This window comes from Bacillus sp. ISL-45, assembly GCF_018613195.1.
Lineage (GTDB): Bacteria > Bacillota > Bacilli > Bacillales > Cytobacillaceae > Mesobacillus.
On sequence record NZ_JAGGQQ010000006.1, the window covers coordinates 211,846 to 234,180 of the forward strand.

Sequence of the window (22,335 nt, forward strand, 5' to 3'; positions counted from 1 at the left end):
TATTTTATCCTAATTAAGTAATTTTCTTCTAAGTCTATGGTAGTTGTTTCGAAAACCGAATTAGGTAAAATTCCATAAAGCTGCGAGGTTCAGTTTCCATTTCTTCCAACCTAGAAAACGCTGGTCGAAAACCAGAGATTTTAGTATGATTAATAAATGTGATTGTAAAATATTTGTTCTCTTAAAATAGATTAAAGCGAGGATTTTATCATGAGTTTATTAAATGTAGAAAATTTAAGCCACACATTTGGGGATCGCACCCTTTTTAAGGATGTTTCGTTTCGTTTGCTGGCAGAAGACCACGTTGGTCTCGTAGGAGCGAACGGTGTAGGGAAGTCGACCTTGATGAATATCATTACCGGGCAGTTAATACACGATTCCGGTAAAGTTGAATGGACACCAGGTGTTGAGTATGGATATCTTGACCAGCATACAGTTTTGACACCAGGAAAAACAATTCGTGATGTATTGCGGGATGCGTTTCTTCCTCTTTTTAAGAAAGAAGAAGAACTGAATGAAGTGACAGCAAAAATGGCGGATGCAACACCCGAGGAGCTCGAAAAGCTGCTTGAACAAATGGCCGAAATCCAGGATGCTTTAGATGCAGGAGGCTTCTATTCGCTTGATATGGAGGTCGAAGAAGCTGCGCGGGGTCTTGGTTTGGACGCAATCGGTATAGACCGCGATGTTTCTGCTTTGAGCGGCGGTCAGCGCACAAAAGTCCTGCTTGCAAAGCTTTTGCTTGAAAAACCAAAGGTTCTCCTGCTTGATGAGCCCACCAACTACCTTGATGTCGAGCATATCCAGTGGCTTACAAGATACTTGAAGGATTACCCTTATGCATTTATCCTGATTTCACATGACACTGAATTCATGAACCCTGTTTCAAATGTTATTTTCCAGCTGGAATTTTCAAAGCTGACGCGCTATACTGCTACCTATGAAAAATTCCTGGAATTGGCCGAGGTTAACAAGAATCAGCATATTAACGCATATGAAAAGCAACAGGAATTCATAAAGAAGCAAGAAGATTTCATATCCAAAAATAAGGCGCGCTATTCGACAACGGGCCGTGCAAAGAGCCGACAGAAACAGCTTGACCGTATGGAACGGATAGACAGACCAGAAACAGCGGTCAAACCTACTTTTGAGTTCAAAGAATCGCGAGCTAGCAGCCGTTATGTATTTGAAGGCACAGACTTTGAAATTGGATATACTCACCCACTTCTCCCTAAAATGTCGGTTACGATCGAGCGCGGTGAGAAGATTGCGATTGTCGGGATGAATGGTGTCGGTAAATCAACCTTGTTAAAAACGATGCTCGGGAAAATCCCTGCGTTGAGCGGCAAGATCGAACGCGGTGACTTCCTCTTCCCTTCCTACTTTGAACAGGAAGTGAAAGCAGGAAGCATCACTCCGATTGAAGATGTCTGGAGCGAATTCCCGGGCATGGATCAGCATCAAGTCCGCGCGGCATTGGCACGCGGCGGCCTGAAGAATGAACATATATCCCGTCCGTTGAACCAGCTTAGCGGCGGTGAACAGGCGAAAGTCCGCCTGACAAAATTGCTTATGCACGAGAGCAATTGGCTGTTGTTTGACGAGCCTACCAACCACCTTGACATCACAGCGAAAGCAGAATTAAAACGAGCATTGAAGGCTTATAAAGGAACGATAGTCCTCGTCAGCCACGAACCAGATTTCTACGAAGATTGGGTAACAAAAGTCTGGAATGTTGAAGAATGGGCTGAAAACTCGAAATAGAACCCTTAAGAACCTGACGGCAATTTCCGTCAGGTTCATTATTTTTATTGAACGCAGGAATGCTGGTTTATAAAATGATCTAACAGCTATATAATCCTTCCCTTCCATAATATTCATAATAAATTTCTTCAAAAAGTATTGAGTTATCTACATGTTATTGATAAATTTTATAGGGATCATAAAATTTATTTATAAAGGTGATAACAAATGAAAAAATTGATCACATTATTAAGCTTATTGATGGTCTTTACCCTTGCGGCTTGTTCTGCCAATGGTACAGATGAAGGACAAAAAGACGCAAAAACTGAAATTATCAAAATCGGTGCGATTCCTGACCAGAATGCAGCAGACTTGAACAGGAGCATGGAGGATTTTGCGGAGGACTTAGAAGAGAAGACAGGATTAAATGTTGAGTATGTCCCTTCTGTCGATTATTCGGCGCTTGTCACTGCCTTTGAACGCGGCGAAATCCAACTTGCCTGGTTTGGCGGTCTTACTGGTGTACAAGCAAGAAACTTAGTACCGGAAGCTGAGGCATTTGCACAGAGACCAATCGATGAAAAGTTTAAATCCGTATTTATTGCCCAAAGTGATGTTAAGATTGATAACCTGGAAGATTTAAAAGGAAAGTCATTTACTTTTGGCAGTGAAAGCTCGACTTCCGGTCATTTAATGCCGCGCTACTTTATGACGGAATCTGGAATAGACCCGGATCAGGATCTTGATGGAAAGCCTAACTACTCCGGTTCACATGATAAAACATATAAGCTTGTGGAATCAGGTGCGTTCCAGACAGGCGCATTAAATATTTCTGTATGGGAAGCAGCTGTAAAAGAAGGTAAAGTAGATGAATCAAAGGTAAAAGTATTTTATACAACTCCTGAGTACTATGACTACAACTGGACATTAAATAAGATGGATGCAGATACCAAAGCTAAACTCAAAGAGGCTATACTTTCCATGACTTCAGAAGATAATGAAATCATGGAATTATTGCAGACAGATAAATTCATAGAGACAAAGAATGAAAATTACGAAGCGATAGAAAAGGTCGCAAAGCAACTCAAGATCATCAAGTAGGTGGAATACATGCAAGAAATAATAAGTCTTCATCAAATATCGAAAATCTATGAGCGGAAGATAGCCTTATCTTCCCTTTCTTTTACTCTAAAAAAGGGAGAATTGGTTGGGCTTATAGGACCAAGCGGAGCAGGTAAAACTACTTTGCTGAACATGCTGGCAGCGATTCTATCACCAGATCAAGGTCAAATCCTGGTAGAAGGCCGCCCTTTATCCGAACTTATGGATCAGAAAAAGAGAGCAAAGAAAATCGGCATCATTCGTCAGCAGTTTGACCTTGTCGGTGAGCTTCCGGTCATTCATAACGTCCTTGCTGGGAGGCTGTCTGAATGGGGGATTTTTAAATCGCTTCTTTCCATGCTGATCCCTCAGGATAAGGAGTATGCTATCCAGGCTTTGAGCCGGGTGGGATTAACAGATAAATTATATGAAAAAACTTCATCCCTCTCAGGGGGAGAACAACAACGGGTAGCGCTTGCCAGGCTCCTTGTCCAGAGTCCTGAGATCGTCCTGGCCGATGAGCCGGTTGCCTCACTTGATCCAGCTCGTGCGGAAGACGTGCTGGAGCTATTGGTTAAAATCGCTTTAGAAGAGAACCAAACACTTATCGCCAGCCTCCATTCTGTTGATTACGCAAGAAAATACTTCGATAGATTGGTAGCACTTAAAGATGGTGAACTTTTCTTTGACCTCCCCGCTTCCTCTGTAACTGATGAGCATATCAAGAGCCTTTACAGACTAAAGGAGCTGTCTTGATATGGATAAAAGATGGTTGAGTTTTGAGCTCCATAAACGCAAGATTCTAACACTGATTCTAAGTTTAGCATTCATGTTGAGCCTTTTCTCTGTTGAATGGAATAGCAGCTTGATTCATAGCGGAGGATTCATAACAGCCAAACAAATTGCGGGAGCCTTTTTCACACCTGATTTATCGGGTGACATCCTCCTATTGGCGTTGGAATCAAGCTGGACTACTCTTTCTTATGCAGCCGCAGGTATGAGTCTGGCGATTATCATTGCCTTTTTCCATGGCATTTTTGCTGCAGGGATTGTGGTTTCTGATGGAAAAATCAAAAGGTATATCCGGCCTTTTTTTAGAGGGCAGCTCGGCTTCATGAGGGCCATTCATGAACTCGTTTGGGCCTGGTTGTTCGTCGCCTCGATCGGTCTCTCTCCTTTTGCCGCTATTTTTGCCCTGGCTATACCCTATGGCGGCATCCTTGGCCGAATTTTTGCCGATATGCTGGAGGACGTACCCAGAGAACCTATTAAAGCTTTGGAAGCAGCAGGCGCCTCTAAACTGCAGGCTTTATGGTATGGTTACTTGCCTATGGTCAGGGCGAGCATTACCAGTTATGCGATGTACCGATTTGAGTGCGCGGTTCGTTCATCTGCTATTATGAGCTTTGTCGGAATCGGCGGCCTGGGGTATCAAATACAGTTGAGCCTTGATGACCTGCATTATAATGAGGTCTGGACTTTCGTCTTCTTTTTAATCATCCTTGTTATCGTGATCGACCTGTGGAGCAATCAATTGAGAAAGAGGCTGGTCCAATGAAGAAACGGAGAATAAGCTTTGTGACATTCTCTATTTATGCTTTGCTCCTCCTTGCGGGGGGATCCTGGTTATCGATATTTACCTTGGAAAAGGCAAGCTTGTCTTTACTGTTTTCAGAACAGAACCTTTTTTATGCAGGCAAGTTCTTTAAAGGCCTATTGGGTTTCGGAGAAGAAAGCCCTGCTTTTCTAAATGCTGAAAACTGGAAAAACGCACTCGAACTTACAATCGAAACTTTGGTCATGAGTGTGATGGCAACTGGCTTCGCGACAATTGCCGCACTTATAACGGTTGTTCCGGCAGCACGGAATGTTGCTGACGGATCTCTTACTCTGGTAAAAAAATGGCATGGATGGATTTCATTTGGTACGATCCGCGCCGGTTATATATTTTCCCGGGCCGTTCCAGAGCTTGTTTGGGCGATGATCATTATCTTTATCTTCAAACCAGGAATTTTGCCTGGAGCAATCGCGCTTGCTCTTCATAATTACGGGATTCTCGGAAAGCTTTTTGCAGAGGTGATCGAAGATTTAGACTCAAGACCGATTCGCAATCTTTCTTCATCCGGAGCAGGCCGTTTTCAGCTCTTGCTGTATGGAGTGCTGCCAGCTGCTCTTCCTCGATTCTTGACATACATCCTTTACCGATGGGAGGTCATCATGCGGACGACGATTGTCGTTGGTTTTGTTGGCGCAGGGGGGCTTGGTCAGCAATTCAAGCTGAGCATGAGTTTTTTCCATTACACAGATATAGCTCTCTTGTTATTTTTCTATCTTGCCCTGGTATTTGCCGCTGACTACATTTCAGAAAAAGCGAGAATTTTCATAAAATAATCCGGCCTGGATGCGGCCGGATTTTCCTTTACAATATATCAATCTTGTCCAGTCCATTTTCGAGGAAGTATTTTTCATAACGCGCTTTCAGCTGGAAAAGTCGATTGATTTTTTGTTCTATAGAAGCATTGATGCTGACTTCGCGCTTCAAATCAATCGTTGCGAGCTTATGGGTTAGCTGGTCCCAAAATACGTCTTCCTCGTATTCGTCTATAATCGCTTCAACCGTATTTTTAAGGTCCTCGGAAAGGTAATAATACTCTTCTTCCTTGTCATAGTAAATGCCATCACCAGCTTCAAAGTCGCTTGCGAGCGAAAAAATGTATTGTTCAAGATCCTCCGCTTTACTCACCAGTTCCTTATTTGCTTCAGTCAACCCAAGCGGCCAATTTCCAAGCTGCATTAATTTCACGAGTGTTAAATATTGTTCTTTCGAAAGGTCAATTCTCATATATAACCCTCCCCTTTCATATGCTTGTTTCATATATATGAAAGAAAGATGGCTGGCTTTCCTAAATATAACTGCAATTAAGACCTTTTTGTTAACCAACCTCTGAATACTATCTGGGATTTATGCTCCCCAAATAAAAACGGCAAGCCGCTGTTCAAGGGCTTGCCGGAATCTATTTTGAACCTAGTTGCTGATATTGATTGCTTCACCTAAAAGCTGAATATCTTTATAAATCTCATTTTTCAGTTCCTTATTCTCGCATTGTGCGTACTCATCAAATAAACGGCCAAGTTCCTTTATAAATAACAGATGTTCTTCGACTGCAACCATACAGAGACTCCTTTACACAGAAGATGACCAGTGGCTAATGCTGCGATTCTATTTCTGTTGACCAGAATATTTACCCTTTAAAACTTATATCAAACTACCAATTTTTATAATTATATGAAGGTACTGTCCACTATATGACAACCAGTTTGTTTAGCGGCCAATCCAATAAGGTATGTATTAAAAAGAGACACAAGTAATCAGGGGGTAACCATATGTGGATTCAACGACCTTTTTTTAAATACGCAACAGGTACGATCATGCTGCTGCTTATCATTTTACTCTTTGGGAAGATAGACTACTTCGTTTGGCCTCTGCAAAACTTTATTGTTGCCATTTTCTTTCCTGTTCTGATTTCTGGCCTCATATATTATATATTGCGGAAGCCAGTTCAATGGCTTGACCGATTCATGCCAAAGATTGCGAGTATATTGATTGTATTCGCCTTAGTAGCAGGGTTGTTCACAGGATTTATTTATTTTGCGGGATCCCTATTAGGAGGACAGATCAGTGACTTTAGTGAAAATTTCCCTCAGAAGGTAGAGGAAATCGCGGAAGAATCGAGAAATGTCATCAATGATAATCAGCTTGGTTTTATTAATGCAGAGGAAATCAAGCAAAGGGCACTAAACTATCTAAGCAGGGTTTCAAAAAACCTCGGGGAAAATATTATGACAGTATTTTCCGTGATTACGAGTATCGCGACTGTACTGGTTGTAGTCCCGTTTCTTGCATTTTTCTTTCTGAAAGATGATGAAAAATTAAGGCCTTATATTATGAAGCTGATTCCTGATGAACATGAGCAGGAAGGCAATAGAATCTTGAAAGATATAGATAAAACACTGTTCACTTATGTAACGGGACAATTCATCATTGCACTTGTGGATGGTACGCTTATGTATATTGGTTACAAGATTATCGGGCTTGACTACGCTCTTATTTTAGCTATTTTTACGATGTTTTTGACAGTCGTTCCCTTCCTGGGACCGATTATTGGTGTCATTCCAGCGTTGTTTGTAGCTCTCACAAGCAGTCCAATGATGATGTTGAAGGTATTGGCTGTCCTGGTAGTCGTGCAGCAGCTTGAAGGGAATCTGGTCACTCCTCAGGTAATGGGGAAAAAGCTCAGCATCCATCCGATTACCGTCATCCTTCTGTTAATCGCGGCAGGATCCTTGTATGGTTTCATAGGAATTCTAGTTGCCATACCACTTTATTCAGTTGTAAAAATCGTCACAAAGGATGTCTGGAAATTTTACAAACTTAGGGAAAAGAAGAACCTTATCAACCCGGATTCATAAACGCAGCACAAAAGGCCAGCCGCGCAGCTGGCCTTTTTACTGCTTAGTTTGTATTCTGTCCCCCATCCTCCAAGCCATCCAGGATCAGAGGCCTTACTGTTGAATCAGTCAACAAGCCGCTATGACTTACACCACTAATTTCGATATTTTCTGCACCCTCAATGATTGAACTCGTATAAGGGTTAATGACTGTATCAGCACTGCTGTATATAGATGTATATTGAATGACAGCTGAAGTGTCACTCCCATTAGGAGTTTCGTCAACACTGTTTAATTCGTTAAGGAATGCACTTCCAGGAACCATTTCTCGTGCTCCTTCCGTCCACAACCCAAAATACGAAGAATTCGTTCCATGGTGAGGCGAACCTAAAGTGACTATATCATCGACATTTTGAGCACCTTCCAGATATTTTACATAGTATCGAGTACTTAGCCCGCCCATACTGTGTGCGACTATATCTACTTTTGATGCTTTCGTCTGGCGCAAGACGTTTTTCACGAATGTTTGCAATTCGTACGCATTGTCAACACTGCTTCCTGTAGTATCTGAATATTGAATAGCATAAAGGTAATTGGATGGCCATCCCTGGCTGATAAGCCATTCTTTCATGTTGTCAAAACTGGAGGACGAACCCGTAAAACCGTGGACAAAAACGACTGGGTCCTTCTCAGAAGCAACAGGCACTTTTTTAGCCGCTTCGGCTGTTGAAAAGATAGAAAGAATGAAAACAATTGTCACAGCGATACTCACTAAACTCCTGGTCTTTTTCATTGATAACCTCCTAAGATTTTATTCTATAAATCTTATGGCAGCGCTTTCGTAAAATTCCTCCATCTTGTTTTTATTCGCATTCCCATGTATCCCAACACACTCGGCCATCAAATAATACTCTTTACCCGCCTTAGCAAGTTGGGAAATTCTGAATAAAATCCCTTCGGTTTGGACATTCTATTTGCGATTCAAAAATGAGGAGGATTTGCCAATGAAACGAATTAGCGTACAGTTGCTTATTCTGATTATGACCGTCCTTTTGTTCACTGGGTGCAATACATATACGGATGAGGGAGCAGAAACTTATCAGATAAATAATGGCGGTGCACAAATCCAGAAGATCAACCAGGAGTACACCTCCAATTCATATAATCAAACATACAGGTTGCATGTGGAGGAAGATGCGGAGGAGCAAGTAGAAATGCTCAATGAAGTTCAAAGCGCAACTGTCATCACCGGGCAGCGAAAAGCTTATGTGGCCGTAGTTCTCGAAAACGGTGATACAAAGGGTATTCCGGCAGATTTAGAGAATAAAATTTCTCAACAGGTTAAAATCGCCGATGAGTCAATTACTCATGTATATGTATCATCCAATGCAGACTTTGTTGTCAGTATGACAGACTATAGGGAACAACTTCAGACCGGAAGACCGGCCGTCGGGCTTACTGAAGACTTCAATGCTACAATAGAAAGATCTTTCCCGGGCACTCGCTAAGCCTAGCCTGGTCATGAGATTGAAAAAGAGCATCGGGTAATAAAACCGATGCTCTTTTTGTATGACTGTTTTCGTAAAGATTGTTGTTAAAATCCTAAAGCCGATTTTAACGTGATAAAAAGCCATTTTGTAGTTCGGTATTAAGTATGCAAGCTCTTTTCTGATATTAGCTTTAATTTTGAAGAAACATAGGTCATTCAATCCTATTTTGCAGTCAAAAGCAACAAAGTTTGGGAAAAGAGCCTTTTGTATTTAAGAAGGCAATTGTGTTCCTCCCCCGCTCTCACCATTCATAAGCACTTCATCAATCATTTTATCGAGCCTGATAATGCTTTGTTTTGCTCGTTCATGTTCTATTTTCCTGTAATGATGGTTTCCGCCTTCTTCTTCGTCTTTCTCATCTGCCCATTTCACTACCTGCTGAAGCGGAGTACGGACAATATCATTTGAAGGCAAAAAGGAGTCTGTGTGGAAAAGGATTGCAAGTGAAGTGGCTTTCGCCTGCACGGGGTTTTCACCCAAACGGATCAAGAGTTTATGCGCTCTCTCTGCTCCCTTAATTGGATGGATGTCATTTTTACGGTAGAGCTCATAGTCCCATTTGCCGTTCCTGTACCAGGTGAAATGCCCGATGTCATGCAGGAAACCGGCTTTTGCGGCAATATCAACATCAACATTATGCTCCCTGGCAAGATGGAATGCGTGGTAAGCAACAGCAATAGCATGGGCCATGCCAGAACGCTTCAGATATTTCTGGGCAATATGATGTTCAAATACGTCCAAAAGAGTTACATCCCTCATTTCATAACCTCCTTAGCTGATGTGGTACCCTCATTTTTATGAATGTTAACAGAAATCATACAGAAATGCACTTTATTGCTTTCTTACTTTAACCATACTTTAATACTTAAAACCCGTTTAGAAAGCATCAAAAATTACGAATAGTGCGACACAAAAAGACAAAGCTGGCAAAAGATTATCCTTTGCCAGCCTCTATCAGTTCCAGTTTTTCAATTTCAACAGTAAGTTTTCTTTTAACTTTAAAAGGAAGGTTCGCTCCCCTTTTGCTCCTTGTTGTTTATTCCATTCAATGAAGCTGGCAACACTGATCAGGATTGATCCTGCAATCAATAAGTAACCCCACCATGGAAGATTTCCCCAGAATGGTCTTGTTTGCATGACCACATTAAGGAGCAAGACGCCTGCTCCAACGAAGAAATAGGCTTTTACCTTCAGCAACATTCCTGCCAGCATTGAAATAAGCGACAGCGAACCAAGAAGCAAGGCATCATAAACCGTATTGCTGTCGAGGCCATCCTGAATGAGCAAGAGCGAGACCATAATCAAAACTGCCCATTGGATATAGCTGGTGATTTGATTGCTTCTCTCTTTAAAAATAGACCGTAAAAATATCGCAAGAGCCACGAACGGAAGTACGTATACCTCCCTTTCCAATAAGGCAGGGATTGTAAGCTGCTCTACGGCTGCATAATAAGGAACCAGCAGATACGCACCAGCGATACAGAGAATGACACTTACTCCTCTGCCATGAACCCTGCTCCTCTGCAGCCATAACCCTGCAGAGATAAGGAGTCCATGGACAATGAGCGCCCAGAAGGTTTCGCCATTCATTAATGCCACGGAAACAATGAACAAGAAGCCGGCTAAGGAATAAGCGTCCATGCTTTGCAGTCCAAAAACTGCTCCCTTTTCCCAGAGATTCTTATAAATCCTTCTCCCTGAAAAAATAAGCAAAATTCCAGACCCTGAAAGAATAGCCATATCCCAATAAACATGCAGCTGTGCCAGGAACATGATCTGGATTGTGCCGTAAAAAATCATCAATAACGGGATCAATGCAGCTATATCCCATTTCACTCTATGGAGCAAAACTAATGTCGCTGCTGCATAACCAATTGTTAATCCGTACAGCAGCCAGCTGTATGGATATGCTGTAAGGAAGCTTGCTACTCCTAATAGCGAAATCGGAATTAGGTAAAATACAGTTCTTTGTTTGTAATTTGTGGAGGACAATACCCAGAATACAGTCAACACAATACTTGTCATCAGGAAGGCATAGTGGCCAGAATCTGTTTCGGTAAAATAACTGATACCAGTCTTGATCGCTAAGAACAACGTTGTGAATGCTGCGTATAATAGCGTTTTCACTTTCCATTCCCTTTTTACAAAGAAAATGCCCGCAGCATAGACTCCAGTGGCAATCACATAGCTTAAAATCGCTTCCTCGCCATAAAGGATGAATTCAATGACCATTATTGGAGCGAGGTAGATATGGGCTATCCATGAATAAGCGACTGCGAGCCCTCTCTGCTTTTGAAAAAGTAAAGCAGCTGCCCCCAGCAATAACCAGCCGCCTCCAGGGAAGAGTAGAGACTCTATTGTCGAACTAAAATTCAAGATCTCTTCATTAATTGAGTCTATTGATATCAGGTACCAGACAAGGCTGACTACACCGGATAAAAATGCGGCCATTGACTCTCTTGTCACTCTATAAAGCAAAAGAGACATCAAGATTCCGCCAAACCAAATTAGCGATTCTCCGTAAATATTTGATATAGGAAATACGAATGTATAAAAGAGGCTTGCTGCATAGAACCCATTGCCACTGAAAAAAGCATTCCGCGCAAGCATGGTTTCCTTTGTTTTGCGAAGGCCAATACTGACAACCAGTAAAAGAATTCCCGCAAGCGCTAAATTTCCTGGGATTCCGAGCAAGTCGTTATAAAGTCCGGAATGGATCCGTATCTCCTCACCGATTGAAGCGGCTGACAAGCCAAGTGCGATAGGCACTGCCCATTGAGCAAATAGCGGCAAAAACGGTCTGTTGTCGATTTTCATCATGACATACAAAGCATAGCCGGTCAGGGAGAACATCAGTGCCAGCTCCCACCAGTCGAACATGGAAAAAGTAACAAGAATCATGAAAAGCATGATCATCATTCCGACATCCCGCGAACTGGTTTTAATGGCTTTTAGATAATTCATCTTGACCAGCCAGCCTGCAAGAATGAAGAGAATGAAACCAATGAAATAAATTGGCAAAACAAGGTTTTCAAAACCGATATATTTCCCAATCTGCAAGACTGCTTCAAACATAGCGGCTGCAAGAAAAACCGGACTTAAATAGTTGAAAATGATATTTTCATTGGTATTCGCAAGATAAATGAAGTTCGCTGAAATGATCAGGTAAGCTGACATAAGAATATAGGATGGATTTTCTGTATGAATCATCATCCCTTCAGCTGTGATGAATAAAAAAGCAAAACCTGATACAACTGCACTAGTCATTTGGAAAGTTCTTTTCAAGGCGTATGTATTATCCAGGAACCTTGGAATGAACAGAAACACGAAACCAAGAAGCGCATAACCTATTAAGCTTATCTCTGTAAATCGCCAATTTTCAAGAATTTGATATACACCATAAATGAACATGGCACTGAAGACAAAATGATATTCTTTATGGCCATTAACGAATATCATCGACAGATAGACAACAGCAGTCAAAATCAAATTGAAGCCATTGAAAACATGATTTTCATAAAAGAAAAGCATTAATAAGGTAGACAGGACTAGGTTTGCCTGTGAATAAAGGGCAAGTTCCTTTGTGAACAACGGCAGCTGAGCATTCTTTTTAAGCTGGTGGTAGGCTGCAATCAGAAGTGTATTGAATAAAATCAAGCCAAGGTAAAATCCATCTGTTTCCAATCCAATCGTTCTCAACAGGTATGCTGCTGCAATGGATGTCGTAATTAAGGTAAACCACACAAATAACCTTGACGATAGCTTTCTGGCCAGAAACGCATAAATCGGGATCAAAATACAACTGCTAATTGTTCCTAAGATGAACCGCCCTCCACCATTGAACGATAAATAAGAACCTAGCAATTCAAACCAGCCTAATGATAGGGTGAAAATTGGCAGGAAAAGGCTGCCAAGGACAACGAACGCAAAGGCGGTCTTATCGATTTTTATGATCTTGTAGCTCATATAGGCAATTCCGTAAAATAAAACCGAAACAAGTGCGATTAACCCAGCCTTCATCCACGGAGTCATACTTTCCCAGTTGCTTGTTGCTACGTACAAACCGCCAATCAATAGCATGATCACCCCAATATTCAATGACCAGGAAATATTCCGTTCACGAATCTCTTCTGCTGTTTTCTTTGGTCTGACCTTTGCTGGGCGTGATTTGGGTTTTTCCTTCATCGTTACTGAAGGCTGGACTTCAAAGGCTATAGAATCTTCCTTTTTGTTCCTGGCGGCCAACTCTTTCTCCTGCCGTTCCTGTGACAGTAAATTAAGGAAATATTCATTATGGGCTTCTGATACACTCTTATATTCCTCTGCTGAAACATAGCCTAATTCTTTTAAATTATAGAGCTCGTTACGGAAAATCCTGCGTCTTTCTTCTCTAGGAGCATGTTCCATTTTTATCCCCCCATCCCTCATTAATCCAATTTGGTTCGTTTAGTGTAATTTTACACCTTTTATAAATTATTTCAACATTCAAATCAAAAAAATCAAAAGAGATTTTTCGACAATTTCTATTCCAACATTGCGCATGCGCCTTTATAATAGGATAAGTGTGTTTATAGGTTGTGTGTCTTGGACAATGTGTCTCTCTTTCCGCCATTCTGTTCCGTTTTATAAGTTTCGGAATCTAGATCAAGTCACTCTGGCAGAAAACTAATTAAAAGATTACGAGGTAAGAAGATGACTGATTTTTTATGGTTAATGTATTTAGGGTTTATGGGTACGACGGCAATTTGGTTTTTGCTTAAAGGGAAATATAAAAACAATGTCACCAGGCTGGATTTTGTCATTTCAATCATCACTTGGCTTGGTTTATTCGGATATGTGACTGAAACAGAAATGCTAACCCCTTTAGTATGGAAAATCGTCTTCGTTTTCGGTCTCCTTTGGGATGTAATCTTTACCATATTCTTTGCGGATCGGTTTGCAGGGGATTTTGGCATGGAAGAAGAGGAAGAACCCATGCCGCTTGGTGCTAAGCTGAGTGGATTGATATTTGTTATGCCCCTTTATTATGGGTTATTCCAATATGCTTTTTAAAACGGCTTAGGACGTTTTTTTGTTGTTTTTTAAAGTTATATCAAAATAATATTGTTGTTTTTTAATATAATAATAGCCAATCCAGAGGCTGAAACAGCATGAATCAGCGGTATTTTTCTAAATGATTAGCACTAGGTACTAGTAGTGATCATCAGTGTACTTTCCAGGAGGACAGTTCGATTTTTGTTTGAATTTGCTGTGAAATAAACAGCTGTTTTCGTAAAGATGGTTGTTAAAATTCTAAAGCCGTTTTTAACGTAATATAAAGGTATTTAGCAGGTCGGTATTTAATTAAGTTTGCATGCTCTTTTCTCATTAGTGGGTCAACTTTACAAAGAAACATAGTTCATACAATCCTATTTTGCAGTCAAAACAACAAAGTTTGAGAAAAGAGCCAAATAAAAAAAGAGGATAAAACCTTTGCTGGTTCTATCCTCGGAATGATTATGGATTTGTCGACCACATTCCAGCTGTCTTGATGAAGACGCGGCGGTTCAATTTTAATTGCGCTACCATTAACTCGGCCAGATCTTCTGGCTGCATGACTTTATCCGGATTGCCATCTGTTAAATTCGACTCAATGGCAAGGTCTGTAGCAACGGTACTTGGAGTAAGCGCGCTGACACGGATGTTATGCTTTCGAACTTCAAGCATTAGCGATTCAGTCAACCCAAGTACTCCGAATTTTGATGCACTATAGGCACTTGTTACCGGTGCTCCCTTTTGCCCTGCAGTTGACGCAACATTGATTATGTCACCTGTCTTCCGCTCAATCATTCCTGGCAAGACCGCACGGGTCACATAGTATGTTCCCAGCAAGTTGACCTGTATGATTTTTTCCCACTCCTGTGGCTCAAGGTCAAGAAAGCCGCCAAATTTTGCGATTCCAGCGTTGTTAATCAGGATATCTATAGGACCTAGCTCTTCTGTTACATGCTCGACAGCGTGCTGTACAGATTCCATATCAGATACATCGGCTACAGCCCCAGAAACATTTACCCCATATTCCTCAAGCTCAGTTGTAACCTTCTCCAGATTGGCAAGTGTCAGCCCAATCATGCCAATATTCACGCCTTCTTTTGCAAGTGCAATTGCGGCAGAACGCCCAATGCCTCTGCCAGCACCAGTAATTAACGCCGTTTTCCCTTTTAAAGATTCCATATGATGACTCCTTTCAATTATGTAGTCAAGGGTTAATTATAGAAAATCTTTTGGGCGAAAACAAATCATGTGATTCTTATAAGTAAGAGATTGTGAAAATATCGGCTAAAAGACGAAAAATCTACACAAAAAACCAGCAGTAACTATTACTGCTGGTTTGAGAATTATAATGGCAACAATGCCACAGTTTCTTTATTCTTAAGCTGATCGACCATTTTATTCCACTTCTCTGGCTTGTTTTCAAGTACGGAATAATAAGTTGTAAGAAAATCTGTAATCAATGCTGCAGGGAGTTCATGAGTATTCTCAACTGCTGGCATGAAGCATAGATCAAGTCCTTCTACAGCTTCTCCATTATTCTCCCAGGAAGGGTGGACGTATTCCATATCAAGTCGCTTATACCCGAGATGAGATAATACTTCGCGTCTTACAAACGGATCCATTGTTTTTACTCCGCCAAAATTATGGTCTTTCTTTCGGTATGGGTCATAGATTTCTGCAAACATCCCGAATAACTCTACGCCTTTTTCGCCTGCAAGGTTTTGCAGGTCTTCCATTCTTTTGTTTGCAAGAAAACGCCCAAGGCTGAGGCCTGGCTTCCCAATAATGGTGAAATCTGTCATTGCGATATTCCAGTCTGGATAGTATCGGTATTCGGTTACCCCAACTACCTCATCCTCATGTACAGCAACAAATACTCTGATGCCTGGATCCTCTAGCGGCTCTTTCCATAAATCGAACTCCAGTACCTCTTCAGGTGGAAAGACTTCCTTCATTAAGTTATGGAGCTTTGTAAAAAGCGGATCTTCGATACTGTTAACGCGAATATATTCCATGAAGATTTCTCCTTATCATATTAAATTTTTTCTGTCTTTTCCCAGTCCGGATAAAGGTCAGTGCGGCGGTCACGCCATGTAGTGACTGAACCACGCTCACGCACTTCATATAATAGTTCCAGATCAAGGTCGGCAGTTACGATCATGTCATCATTAAGTTCACCTTCGGCCTGAAGGCCTTTTGGAGGAAACGGGATATCATTTGGCGTAATCACAGCTGCCTGGCCAAAGTTAGCCCGCATAAAGTCAACTGTTGGCAGTGCACCTACTGTTCCTGTTAAAACAACATAGACCTGGTTTTCAATAGCTCTTGCGTGGCTCGTATAGCGAACACGGTGGAAACCATGGCGATCATCCGTACAGGATGGAACGAAAATGACATCTGCCCCTTTAGCTTTAGCCATTCTTACGATTTCAGGAAACTCAATATCATAACAAGTCAGCAGTGCGATACGCCCCTTCTCTGTATCAAATACCCGGAAATCCTCACCCGCACTCATATTCCATTCATTCACTTCTGTAGGAGTGATATGAAGCTTCGCCTGCTCAACAATCCTTCCATCCGGATAAAACATGTGCGCAACATTATATAATTTTCCTTTACGTGCAATGACATGTGTTCCGCCAATGATGTGCATGCCTGTTTGCAGGGCGAAATTTTGGAACAGGTTTAAGTACTGTTCAGTAAAACCGGGAAGTTCATTGATGGTCAGCCTCGTACCCTGCTCACTGCCGATTGATAATAATTGAGTAGTAAAGAACTCAGGAAACAAAACAAACTCTGATCCATACTCCTGTGCTGTTTTTACATAATGCTCACATTGCTGAGCAAACTCTTCGAACGATCTAATCGTGTGAAGATGGTATTGGACTGCAGATACTCTCATTTTCATCAATCATTCCCCCTGTATCTATAAAAATTACATTTTGACTTCAAAATTTCAGAAATACGAAAATCATTATATAGCATTTTACTTTTTATGAATACATTTTTCAAAAAAATGGGGCAATAAATTTATTGAGTAACATTTATTGCCCGGTCACTCAGATTTGATGAGGAAAAAATGTTCCAATTCCAGATAAATTAGATTATAATCTAATTAGATTTATTTCTAATTGGAGGGCATTATGTTTAAAACTTTCAACCTTGAAAAATCCTACCAGAAGCTATTCTTTGCTGGAATCATTAACGGAATTGGTGATCGGTTCAGCCAGGTTGCGCTGTTAGCTTTAATATTGCAGATGACTGGTTCTGGCCTGTCCGTCGGGATTACAATGGCTCTCAGGATGATTCCGTTTTTATTCTTCAGCCCTTTGAGCAGCGGTCTTGCCAGAAAATTCGGAAGAAAAAATATCATGATCGTTACGGACCTTGCCAGAGCAGTATTAGCCTTGTCTTTTCTGGCGGTCAATAATCCTTCTGATATTTGGATTGTTTATGTCACATCCTTCATGCTGGCCTCAGGCGAAGCCATATACGCACCGATCAGAAAATCAAGCATCCCTGCCATTGTTTCGTCTAAATCATTAAAAGACATAAATGGATGGGAACAGGTATTAATTGGGATTGTTTTAATCATCGGGGCACTAAGCGGCGGGATTGTCTCATACCTCTTAGGAGCAAAAGCAGCTTTTCTGCTTAATATTGTGTCCTTTTTAGCTGCCGGCTGGATTTTATCGACCTTGCCTTCCCTGGGCGGTAAGATCGAAAATGAACAAATCAGTAAACCAGACATGGAAAAGTATAGCGAATTGCTCCCTGTTATTGCGGCTTCATCCTTCCTGATAATGTTAATGATGTTCGAGTTGATCATCCCTCTGATTAATGGGATTGAGAATGTATTATTAAGCGTGTATGCCGTTCAAACGTTTGAAAAAGCTGACCTCGGAGTAGGAATCTTCTACAGTGTTCTTGGTCTGGGTTTAATGATCAGTCCATTATTGACTAAGATGGTTAAAAAGAGGTTGTTATTATTTTCTTTCATTTGCATTATAGGTGAAGGTTTGTTCTTGACTTCGATAAGCCAGACAAAAGCTTTCTGGGTGGCCGCTGTTCTGTTTGGCGTGACCGCAATATTCAGCGGTGTCGGTAACGCGCTTCTAGATACGGTGGCAATGGAGACAATTCCTTCAAAATGGCATGGAATGTACTTCGGTATTACTAGCATGCTGTCTAATACATTCATTGGAGTCTCTATGTTCTTAACCGGTATGGCCCTGGAATGGTTCGATCCAAGATTGGTGGGTATGATTGGCGGAATCATGTATATATCTGCCGGAACCTTGTTCTTGATATGGTCCCTTAAATATAGGGTGGATCAAGAGAAAGCAAGTTTAATGCAAAAAGTGGTGTAAGTAAAAGAACAGGTCCATCGTTTACAAGACGATGGACCTGTTCTTTAAGAAAACCTCATTCTGTACTTTTACAGACTTCAATCCTATTACGGCCCTTTTGCTTGGCTTGATATAGTGCACGGTCTGCGATTTCAAGAATCAGTTTCATTTCGACTGTTTCTATAGGAGTCACCGAAGATACCCCGATACTGATAGTTAAAATCTCACCGACTTTGGAGTTTTTATGCTCAATATTCATCTTTTGGATGGTTGACCGGAATTCCTCTGCTAATTGTTTTCCTTTGGATACATCCGTATTTGGAAGGACTACAGCGAATTCTTCGCCCCCAAACCTTGCAGCAAAATATCCTTTTTCATGAAAAAACCCTTCGAGCTCAAGGGCAACAGTTTTCAGGCATTCATCTCCCTGGATATGCCCATATGTGTCATTATATTTTTTAAAATAATCGATATCCACCAGAAGCAATGATACCGGCGTTTTATGCTTGCAGGCGAAAGCCCATTCTGTCCTTAGGAATTCATCGAAAGCCCGTCGGTTATAAATTCCAGTCAATCCATCAAGAGACGAAAGCTTCCTCAGAAGTGAATTGCTCTCCCTCAATTGATTTTCTATGGTCCTCCTTGCCGTCACGTCTCTTGTGGCGAACATCATTCCTGAAGACTTTCCTGATTTGTCCTTTACCGGTCTTACTGTAGTCTCAGCCCATATAAAACCGCCATTTTTATGCAGCATCCTGTAACTGGAAGTAACGATACCGTTTAATTCTCTTGGGTTTCCATATTCCTCAAGCAGGATCTGGCGGTCTTCTGGATGAATTTTTCCAAAAAGATTCGTTCCAATCAATTCATCATTTCTATATCCCAGGATTCCCTTGCTCGAAGGAGATATATAAATAATCATTCCTTCACTTGAAAGCCTTCCAATCATATCTGATGAATTTTCAGCAATAAAGCGGTACTGTTCTTCACTTTCGCGCAGAGCTCTTTCCATGCTCTTGCGCTTTGTAATTTCCTTTATAACAGTCAGAACAGCTTTTTCTCCTTGATAGGTAATCAAAGAAGATGAAACTTCAATATCGATATATGAATCACCCATTTTTAACTGTTCTTCAAAGCTGATGACTGTCTTTTCATTAAAATCCAATTTAGAAATGATATTCGGATGGCCATCAAAAAAAGAACGAACAGGTTTGCCGATTATATCTTTTAGGTTTGTGCCAAATAAAGCCTCAGTGTGCGGATTAGCATAGGCCACCTTATCAAATTGCGTAAGAATGATGGCATTCGGTGAAAGTTCTACTAGCGTCCTGAATTGCTCCTCCCGTTCCTTTACCTGCTGCGAAAGCATTTCCACTTCGGTAAGATCCGTATAGACAGCCAGGTAATTTACCAGTTCTCTGTCTTCATTGAGAATTGAAAAGATATTCACCTTCATTAAATAATGGCTGCCATCTTTGCGTTTGTTCCATAACTCGCCTTCCCAGCATCCCCTAGTCGAAATAGAGTCCCACATTCTCTTATAAAAAATCGGAGTGTAGCTGTGGGACTTCCATATTCTCGGGTTTTCCCCGATCACATTTCCCTTATGATAGCCTGTCAACCGAGTGAACGATTCGCTGACAGCTTGTATCTTGCCATCTGGTGTGGTGATGACAATGCCTTTGTTCGCGCTAAGTTTAAGTGAACCTGCATCTTCCGGATCATTAAGATCTAAGGAAATGGGTGTGATAAAGCAGAGACACGTTCTGATTGCGGCTTCTCCATTAAATATGGCAGTTTCGGAACGAACCTGGAAATCCATTGGAATACCGTTAATTAAAAAACTCATAATGCTTCCCTGTAAATTTGTTCCTTGTTCGATTGCAGCAATTCTGGCTGTAATTGTTTCTTTGGTGGTATCTGATAAAAAGGAAAAGATCGATTTACCTATTAATTCACCAGGATATTTATAACCGAGCAACTGAGTGCCGCCTTCATCTATGGAAAGAATCAAGGAATCTCTATGTATACAAACAAAATAGAGTGATAGATTATTGGCAGCACCAGCATCAACGATATTTGCCCCAGTCCTGTTTTCCTTTACTGTCATTTTATTTCTCCTTGCAAAAATCAAATGGTTTATCTCTTAATTTTAATTCTGTTGATTTTGTTATTCAATAAAGAATCCGATTCAATACCTGCTAAATTTCTACAGAACCCTCTCTGGATGCGTAGTATCAAATTGCTAGCTGTTGATATCAACTTCTTAGCGAAAGCTATCAAATGAAGTCGATTCAGGTCGAAATCCCTGCTATAAAGCTGTTTATAAGTTTCCCAACCTGCCGGATTGTCGATTTTCCTGAATCAGGTTCTATTAATTCATCAATCAAAACAACAATAAAGGCCTGCTTCTTACCATAGATAATGATGCCGCAATCATGTTCGACTCCCGGAAGTTCTCCAGTCTTATTTCCAATTTTCAATAGAGTATCATCCATATAAACCGGCAGCTTTTCTTTGAATTGCTGTTGCAGCAGTAAGGAATGAAAGATGCTTCTTGACTCATGGTTAAGTGAACCTCCATAAGTGCCTTCCTTCAGGCATAGTGCGATATCTGCGGCTGATGTATAGTTATCAAGACCAGATTGAATAGCTGCGAAATCCAGCATTTTACGCTGCAAAATAGAATTCCTCATTCCTAGCCTGGATATAGTTGAGTTAATCGAGCCTTTGCCGATCAAATCAATCAAGAGATTAGTCGCAGAATTATCTGACACGATGATCATAAGGGACAATAGATCCATAACTGGCAGCTGTTTGACTGTCATTAGCTGAAGTACACCGGTATCTCCAATTCTGTCTTTTTCTTCAATGCACACTTGACTCTCTTTTTGCAGCTTGCCAGCTTCAATCTGTCTCAAAGCTTCGAATAATATCGGCAGTTTTATCAAACTTGCAGACTGGTATACTTCATTGCTGTTAATTTCTATTATTACTTCTTCAATTTCCAAAAACAAACTCGCCCGGCCTTTGCACCCAGCGAGTTCTTCTAATAGTTTTTTTCTTAAATCATCTATGTTCATGTCATTTCTGTTCATTATCTGATATTGACAAGCATTTCTTTTTTGGGTTTTCCACCTAAATGTTCATCATATAAATGACAGGCTACGAAATGGTCTTTGTCAATCTCCTGCCAGACTGGTTTCTTTTGAGCACAGATATCCATTGCGTGCTGACATCTGGTCCTGAAGACACAACCGCTCGGCGGATCCATCGGGCTTGGCAGTTCTCCCTGCAGGATGATTCGCTCCCGCTGGTCTTCCACATCCGGATCTGGTATCGGTATGGCGGACAGCAAAGCTTGAGTGTAAGGATGGAGCGGTTTTTTGTATAACTGGTTACTGGCTGTGAGCTCAACAATATGTCCAAGATACATAACACCAATCCGGTTGCTGATTTGCTTTACCATAGAAAGGTCGTGAGCAATGAAAAGATAAGTCAATCCCTTTTCCTCTTGAAGCCGCTTCAGCAGGTTGACGACCTGCGCCTGGACTGATACATCAAGTGCGGAAATTGGTTCATCCGCTATGATAAAATCAGGATCAAGCGCAAGAGCTCTTGCGATTCCGATTCTCTGCCGCTGCCCGCCGCTGAATTCGTGGGGATAACGGTTCGCATGGTCACGATTTAAACCTACATCCTCCAGGAGCTGATAAATTCTCTCCAAACGTTCTTTTTTGTTTGGAAACAATCCATGGACTTCCATCGGTTCAGATATAATTTCCTTTACCGTAGAACGCGGATTGAGTGAGGCATAAGGATCCTGGAAGATCATTTGCATCTGCTTATGGAACTGGAACTTCTCTTTCTCTGAAAGCGAATGTACATCTTTGCCATTGAAAACAACTTCTCCATCTGTACGGTCATAAAGTCCGATCATTGTTCTTCCGGCAGTGGATTTTCCGCAGCCAGATTCACCAACAAGGCCAAAGGTCTCACCTTTGTATATATCGAATGAAATGCCATCCACTGCTTTAAGGATTTCATTTTTTCCCATAGTAAAATGCTTCTTTAAATCTTTAACACTTAATAAAACTTCATTTTCCATG

The 22,335-nt window shown here is 41.2% G+C and carries 20 protein-coding genes; 9 read left to right on the forward strand and 11 right to left on the reverse strand.

From position 1 onward, the window contains the following. Positions 1-210: 210 nt before the first annotated feature. The 5 genes from J7E35_RS09275 to J7E35_RS23235 all read left to right on the forward strand — a co-directional run bounded on the left by J7E35_RS09275 (position 211) and on the right by J7E35_RS23235 (position 5,235). Complete coding sequence (locus J7E35_RS09275) at positions 211-1,764, forward strand: ABC-F family ATP-binding cassette domain-containing protein (RefSeq protein ID WP_214779097.1); 1,554 nt, start codon at positions 211-213, stop codon at positions 1,762-1,764. A gap of 207 nt (positions 1,765-1,971) precedes the next feature. Then, positions 1,972-2,844 carry a putative selenate ABC transporter substrate-binding protein gene (locus J7E35_RS09280; RefSeq protein ID WP_214779099.1) on the forward strand — a complete coding sequence of 291 codons (873 nt, stop codon included), beginning with the start codon at positions 1,972-1,974 and terminating at the stop codon, positions 2,842-2,844. Positions 2,845-2,853: 9 nt separating this feature from the next. Continuing rightward, positions 2,854-3,600 (forward strand): phosphonate ABC transporter ATP-binding protein, encoded by a 747-nt coding sequence (locus tag J7E35_RS09285; protein ID WP_214779101.1) that lies wholly within the window; start codon positions 2,854-2,856, stop codon positions 3,598-3,600. A gap of 1 nt (position 3,601) precedes the next feature. Continuing rightward, positions 3,602-4,402 (forward strand): PhnE/PtxC family ABC transporter permease, encoded by an 801-nt coding sequence (locus J7E35_RS23230; protein WP_251040854.1) that lies wholly within the window; start codon positions 3,602-3,604, stop codon positions 4,400-4,402. After that, entirely contained in the window at positions 4,399-5,235 is an 837-nt protein-coding gene (locus J7E35_RS23235; RefSeq protein WP_251009722.1) for a PhnE/PtxC family ABC transporter permease, read from the forward strand. Before J7E35_RS23230 ends, J7E35_RS23235 begins: the two co-directional genes overlap by 4 nt. 28 nt (positions 5,236-5,263) lie before the next feature. Here the strand turns inward: J7E35_RS23235 and J7E35_RS09295 are convergent, their stop codons facing one another. Further along, entirely contained in the window at positions 5,264-5,686 is a 423-nt protein-coding gene (locus tag J7E35_RS09295; protein ID WP_214779103.1) for a hypothetical protein, read from the reverse strand. 183 nt (positions 5,687-5,869) lie between these two features. After that, complete coding sequence (locus tag J7E35_RS09300; protein WP_214779105.1) at positions 5,870-6,016, reverse strand: hypothetical protein; 147 nt, start codon at positions 6,014-6,016, stop codon at positions 5,870-5,872. 212 nt (positions 6,017-6,228) lie between these two features. On the opposite strand from J7E35_RS09300, the gene J7E35_RS09305 reads away from it, so the two are divergent. Beyond that, the gene (locus tag J7E35_RS09305) at positions 6,229-7,314 is read left to right on the forward strand and encodes an AI-2E family transporter (protein WP_214779107.1); all 1,086 of its coding nucleotides are present in this window, start codon (positions 6,229-6,231) and stop codon (positions 7,312-7,314) included. Between the two features lie 43 nt (positions 7,315-7,357). Here J7E35_RS09305 and J7E35_RS09310 read toward each other — a convergent pair whose 3' ends face one another. Further along, positions 7,358-8,086 (reverse strand): esterase/lipase family protein, encoded by a 729-nt coding sequence (locus J7E35_RS09310; RefSeq protein WP_214779109.1) that lies wholly within the window; start codon positions 8,084-8,086, stop codon positions 7,358-7,360. A gap of 211 nt (positions 8,087-8,297) precedes the next feature. Between J7E35_RS09310 and J7E35_RS09315 the strand changes: the two genes are divergently transcribed. Further along, a complete protein-coding gene (locus J7E35_RS09315) occupies positions 8,298-8,801 on the forward strand; it encodes a YhcN/YlaJ family sporulation lipoprotein (RefSeq protein ID WP_214779111.1) in 504 nt (167 codons plus the stop codon). Between the two features lie 252 nt (positions 8,802-9,053). Here J7E35_RS09315 and J7E35_RS09320 read toward each other — a convergent pair whose 3' ends face one another. Both J7E35_RS09320 and J7E35_RS09325 read right to left on the reverse strand, forming a co-directional pair. Beyond that, on the reverse strand, positions 9,054-9,602 hold the full coding sequence (locus tag J7E35_RS09320) for an HD domain-containing protein (RefSeq protein ID WP_214779113.1): 549 nt from the start codon (positions 9,600-9,602) through the stop codon (positions 9,054-9,056). 195 nt (positions 9,603-9,797) lie between these two features. After that, a complete protein-coding gene (locus tag J7E35_RS09325) occupies positions 9,798-13,250 on the reverse strand; it encodes an SCO7613 C-terminal domain-containing membrane protein (protein WP_214779115.1) in 3,453 nt (1,150 codons plus the stop codon). Between the two features lie 285 nt (positions 13,251-13,535). Here J7E35_RS09325 and J7E35_RS09330 point away from each other — a divergent pair, with 285 nt between their 5' ends. Further along, the gene (locus tag J7E35_RS09330; protein WP_214779393.1) at positions 13,536-13,895 is read left to right on the forward strand and encodes a hypothetical protein; all 360 of its coding nucleotides are present in this window, start codon (positions 13,536-13,538) and stop codon (positions 13,893-13,895) included. A gap of 444 nt (positions 13,896-14,339) precedes the next feature. On the opposite strand, the gene J7E35_RS09335 is transcribed toward J7E35_RS09330, so the two are convergent. The 3 genes from J7E35_RS09335 to J7E35_RS09345 all read right to left on the reverse strand — a co-directional run bounded on the left by J7E35_RS09335 (position 14,340) and on the right by J7E35_RS09345 (position 16,785). Then, complete coding sequence (locus J7E35_RS09335) at positions 14,340-15,056, reverse strand: 3-ketoacyl-ACP reductase (protein ID WP_214779117.1); 717 nt, start codon at positions 15,054-15,056, stop codon at positions 14,340-14,342. 164 nt (positions 15,057-15,220) lie between these two features. Then, a complete protein-coding gene (locus tag J7E35_RS09340; protein ID WP_214779119.1) occupies positions 15,221-15,892 on the reverse strand; it encodes a GNAT family N-acetyltransferase in 672 nt (223 codons plus the stop codon). Positions 15,893-15,912: 20 nt separating this feature from the next. Further along, positions 15,913-16,785 (reverse strand): carbon-nitrogen hydrolase family protein, encoded by an 873-nt coding sequence (locus tag J7E35_RS09345; RefSeq protein WP_214779120.1) that lies wholly within the window; start codon positions 16,783-16,785, stop codon positions 15,913-15,915. 235 nt (positions 16,786-17,020) lie between these two features. On the opposite strand from J7E35_RS09345, the gene J7E35_RS09350 reads away from it, so the two are divergent. Then, positions 17,021-18,247 carry an MFS transporter gene (locus J7E35_RS09350; protein ID WP_214779122.1) on the forward strand — a complete coding sequence of 409 codons (1,227 nt, stop codon included), beginning with the start codon at positions 17,021-17,023 and terminating at the stop codon, positions 18,245-18,247. Positions 18,248-18,302: 55 nt separating this feature from the next. Here the strand turns inward: J7E35_RS09350 and J7E35_RS09355 are convergent, their stop codons facing one another. The 3 genes from J7E35_RS09355 to J7E35_RS09365 form a co-directional block, all read right to left on the reverse strand. Further along, positions 18,303-20,336, reverse strand: a complete 2,034-nt coding sequence (locus J7E35_RS09355) for a sensor domain-containing diguanylate cyclase (protein WP_214779124.1) — start codon at positions 20,334-20,336, stop codon at positions 18,303-18,305. Between the two features lie 184 nt (positions 20,337-20,520). Then, positions 20,521-21,324 carry a serine hydrolase gene (locus tag J7E35_RS09360; RefSeq protein WP_214779126.1) on the reverse strand — a complete coding sequence of 268 codons (804 nt, stop codon included), beginning with the start codon at positions 21,322-21,324 and terminating at the stop codon, positions 20,521-20,523. After that, the gene (locus J7E35_RS09365) at positions 21,324-22,334 is read right to left on the reverse strand and encodes an ABC transporter ATP-binding protein (RefSeq protein WP_214779128.1); all 1,011 of its coding nucleotides are present in this window, start codon (positions 22,332-22,334) and stop codon (positions 21,324-21,326) included. The genes J7E35_RS09360 and J7E35_RS09365 overlap by 1 nt, the downstream gene beginning before the upstream one ends. Position 22,335: the final 1 nt, after the last annotated feature.

What these genes read in the sequence shown, in the direction of transcription:
- J7E35_RS09280 (WP_214779099.1), top strand. Translation starts at nt 1,972, where the DNA reads ATGAAAAAATTGATCACATTATTAAGCTTATTGATGGTCTTTACCCTT.
- J7E35_RS23235 (WP_251009722.1), top strand. Translation starts at nt 4,399, where the DNA reads ATGAAGAAACGGAGAATAAGCTTTGTGACATTCTCTATTTATGCTTTG.
- J7E35_RS09350 (WP_214779122.1), top strand. Translation starts at nt 17,021, where the DNA reads ATGTTTAAAACTTTCAACCTTGAAAAATCCTACCAGAAGCTATTCTTT.
- J7E35_RS09320 (WP_214779113.1), bottom strand. Translation starts at nt 9,602, where the DNA reads ATGAGGGATGTAACTCTTTTGGACGTATTTGAACATCATATTGCCCAG.
- J7E35_RS09365 (WP_214779128.1), bottom strand. Translation starts at nt 22,334, where the DNA reads ATGGAAAATGAAGTTTTATTAAGTGTTAAAGATTTAAAGAAGCATTTT.
- J7E35_RS09315 (WP_214779111.1), top strand. Translation starts at nt 8,298, where the DNA reads ATGAAACGAATTAGCGTACAGTTGCTTATTCTGATTATGACCGTCCTT.
- J7E35_RS09285 (WP_214779101.1), top strand. Translation starts at nt 2,854, where the DNA reads ATGCAAGAAATAATAAGTCTTCATCAAATATCGAAAATCTATGAGCGG.
- J7E35_RS09340 (WP_214779119.1), bottom strand. Translation starts at nt 15,892, where the DNA reads ATGGAATATATTCGCGTTAACAGTATCGAAGATCCGCTTTTTACAAAG.
- J7E35_RS09300 (WP_214779105.1), bottom strand. Translation starts at nt 6,016, where the DNA reads ATGGTTGCAGTCGAAGAACATCTGTTATTTATAAAGGAACTTGGCCGT.
- J7E35_RS09310 (WP_214779109.1), bottom strand. Translation starts at nt 8,086, where the DNA reads ATGAAAAAGACCAGGAGTTTAGTGAGTATCGCTGTGACAATTGTTTTC.
- J7E35_RS09305 (WP_214779107.1), top strand. Translation starts at nt 6,229, where the DNA reads ATGTGGATTCAACGACCTTTTTTTAAATACGCAACAGGTACGATCATG.
- J7E35_RS09330 (WP_214779393.1), top strand. Translation starts at nt 13,536, where the DNA reads ATGACTGATTTTTTATGGTTAATGTATTTAGGGTTTATGGGTACGACG.
- J7E35_RS09325 (WP_214779115.1), bottom strand. Translation starts at nt 13,250, where the DNA reads ATGGAACATGCTCCTAGAGAAGAAAGACGCAGGATTTTCCGTAACGAG.
- J7E35_RS09345 (WP_214779120.1), bottom strand. Translation starts at nt 16,785, where the DNA reads ATGAAAATGAGAGTATCTGCAGTCCAATACCATCTTCACACGATTAGA.
- J7E35_RS09360 (WP_214779126.1), bottom strand. Translation starts at nt 21,324, where the DNA reads ATGAACAGAAATGACATGAACATAGATGATTTAAGAAAAAAACTATTA.
- J7E35_RS09335 (WP_214779117.1), bottom strand. Translation starts at nt 15,056, where the DNA reads ATGGAATCTTTAAAAGGGAAAACGGCGTTAATTACTGGTGCTGGCAGA.
- J7E35_RS09355 (WP_214779124.1), bottom strand. Translation starts at nt 20,336, where the DNA reads ATGACAGTAAAGGAAAACAGGACTGGGGCAAATATCGTTGATGCTGGT.
- J7E35_RS09295 (WP_214779103.1), bottom strand. Translation starts at nt 5,686, where the DNA reads ATGAGAATTGACCTTTCGAAAGAACAATATTTAACACTCGTGAAATTA.
- J7E35_RS09275 (WP_214779097.1), top strand. Translation starts at nt 211, where the DNA reads ATGAGTTTATTAAATGTAGAAAATTTAAGCCACACATTTGGGGATCGC.
- J7E35_RS23230 (WP_251040854.1), top strand. Translation starts at nt 3,602, where the DNA reads ATGGATAAAAGATGGTTGAGTTTTGAGCTCCATAAACGCAAGATTCTA.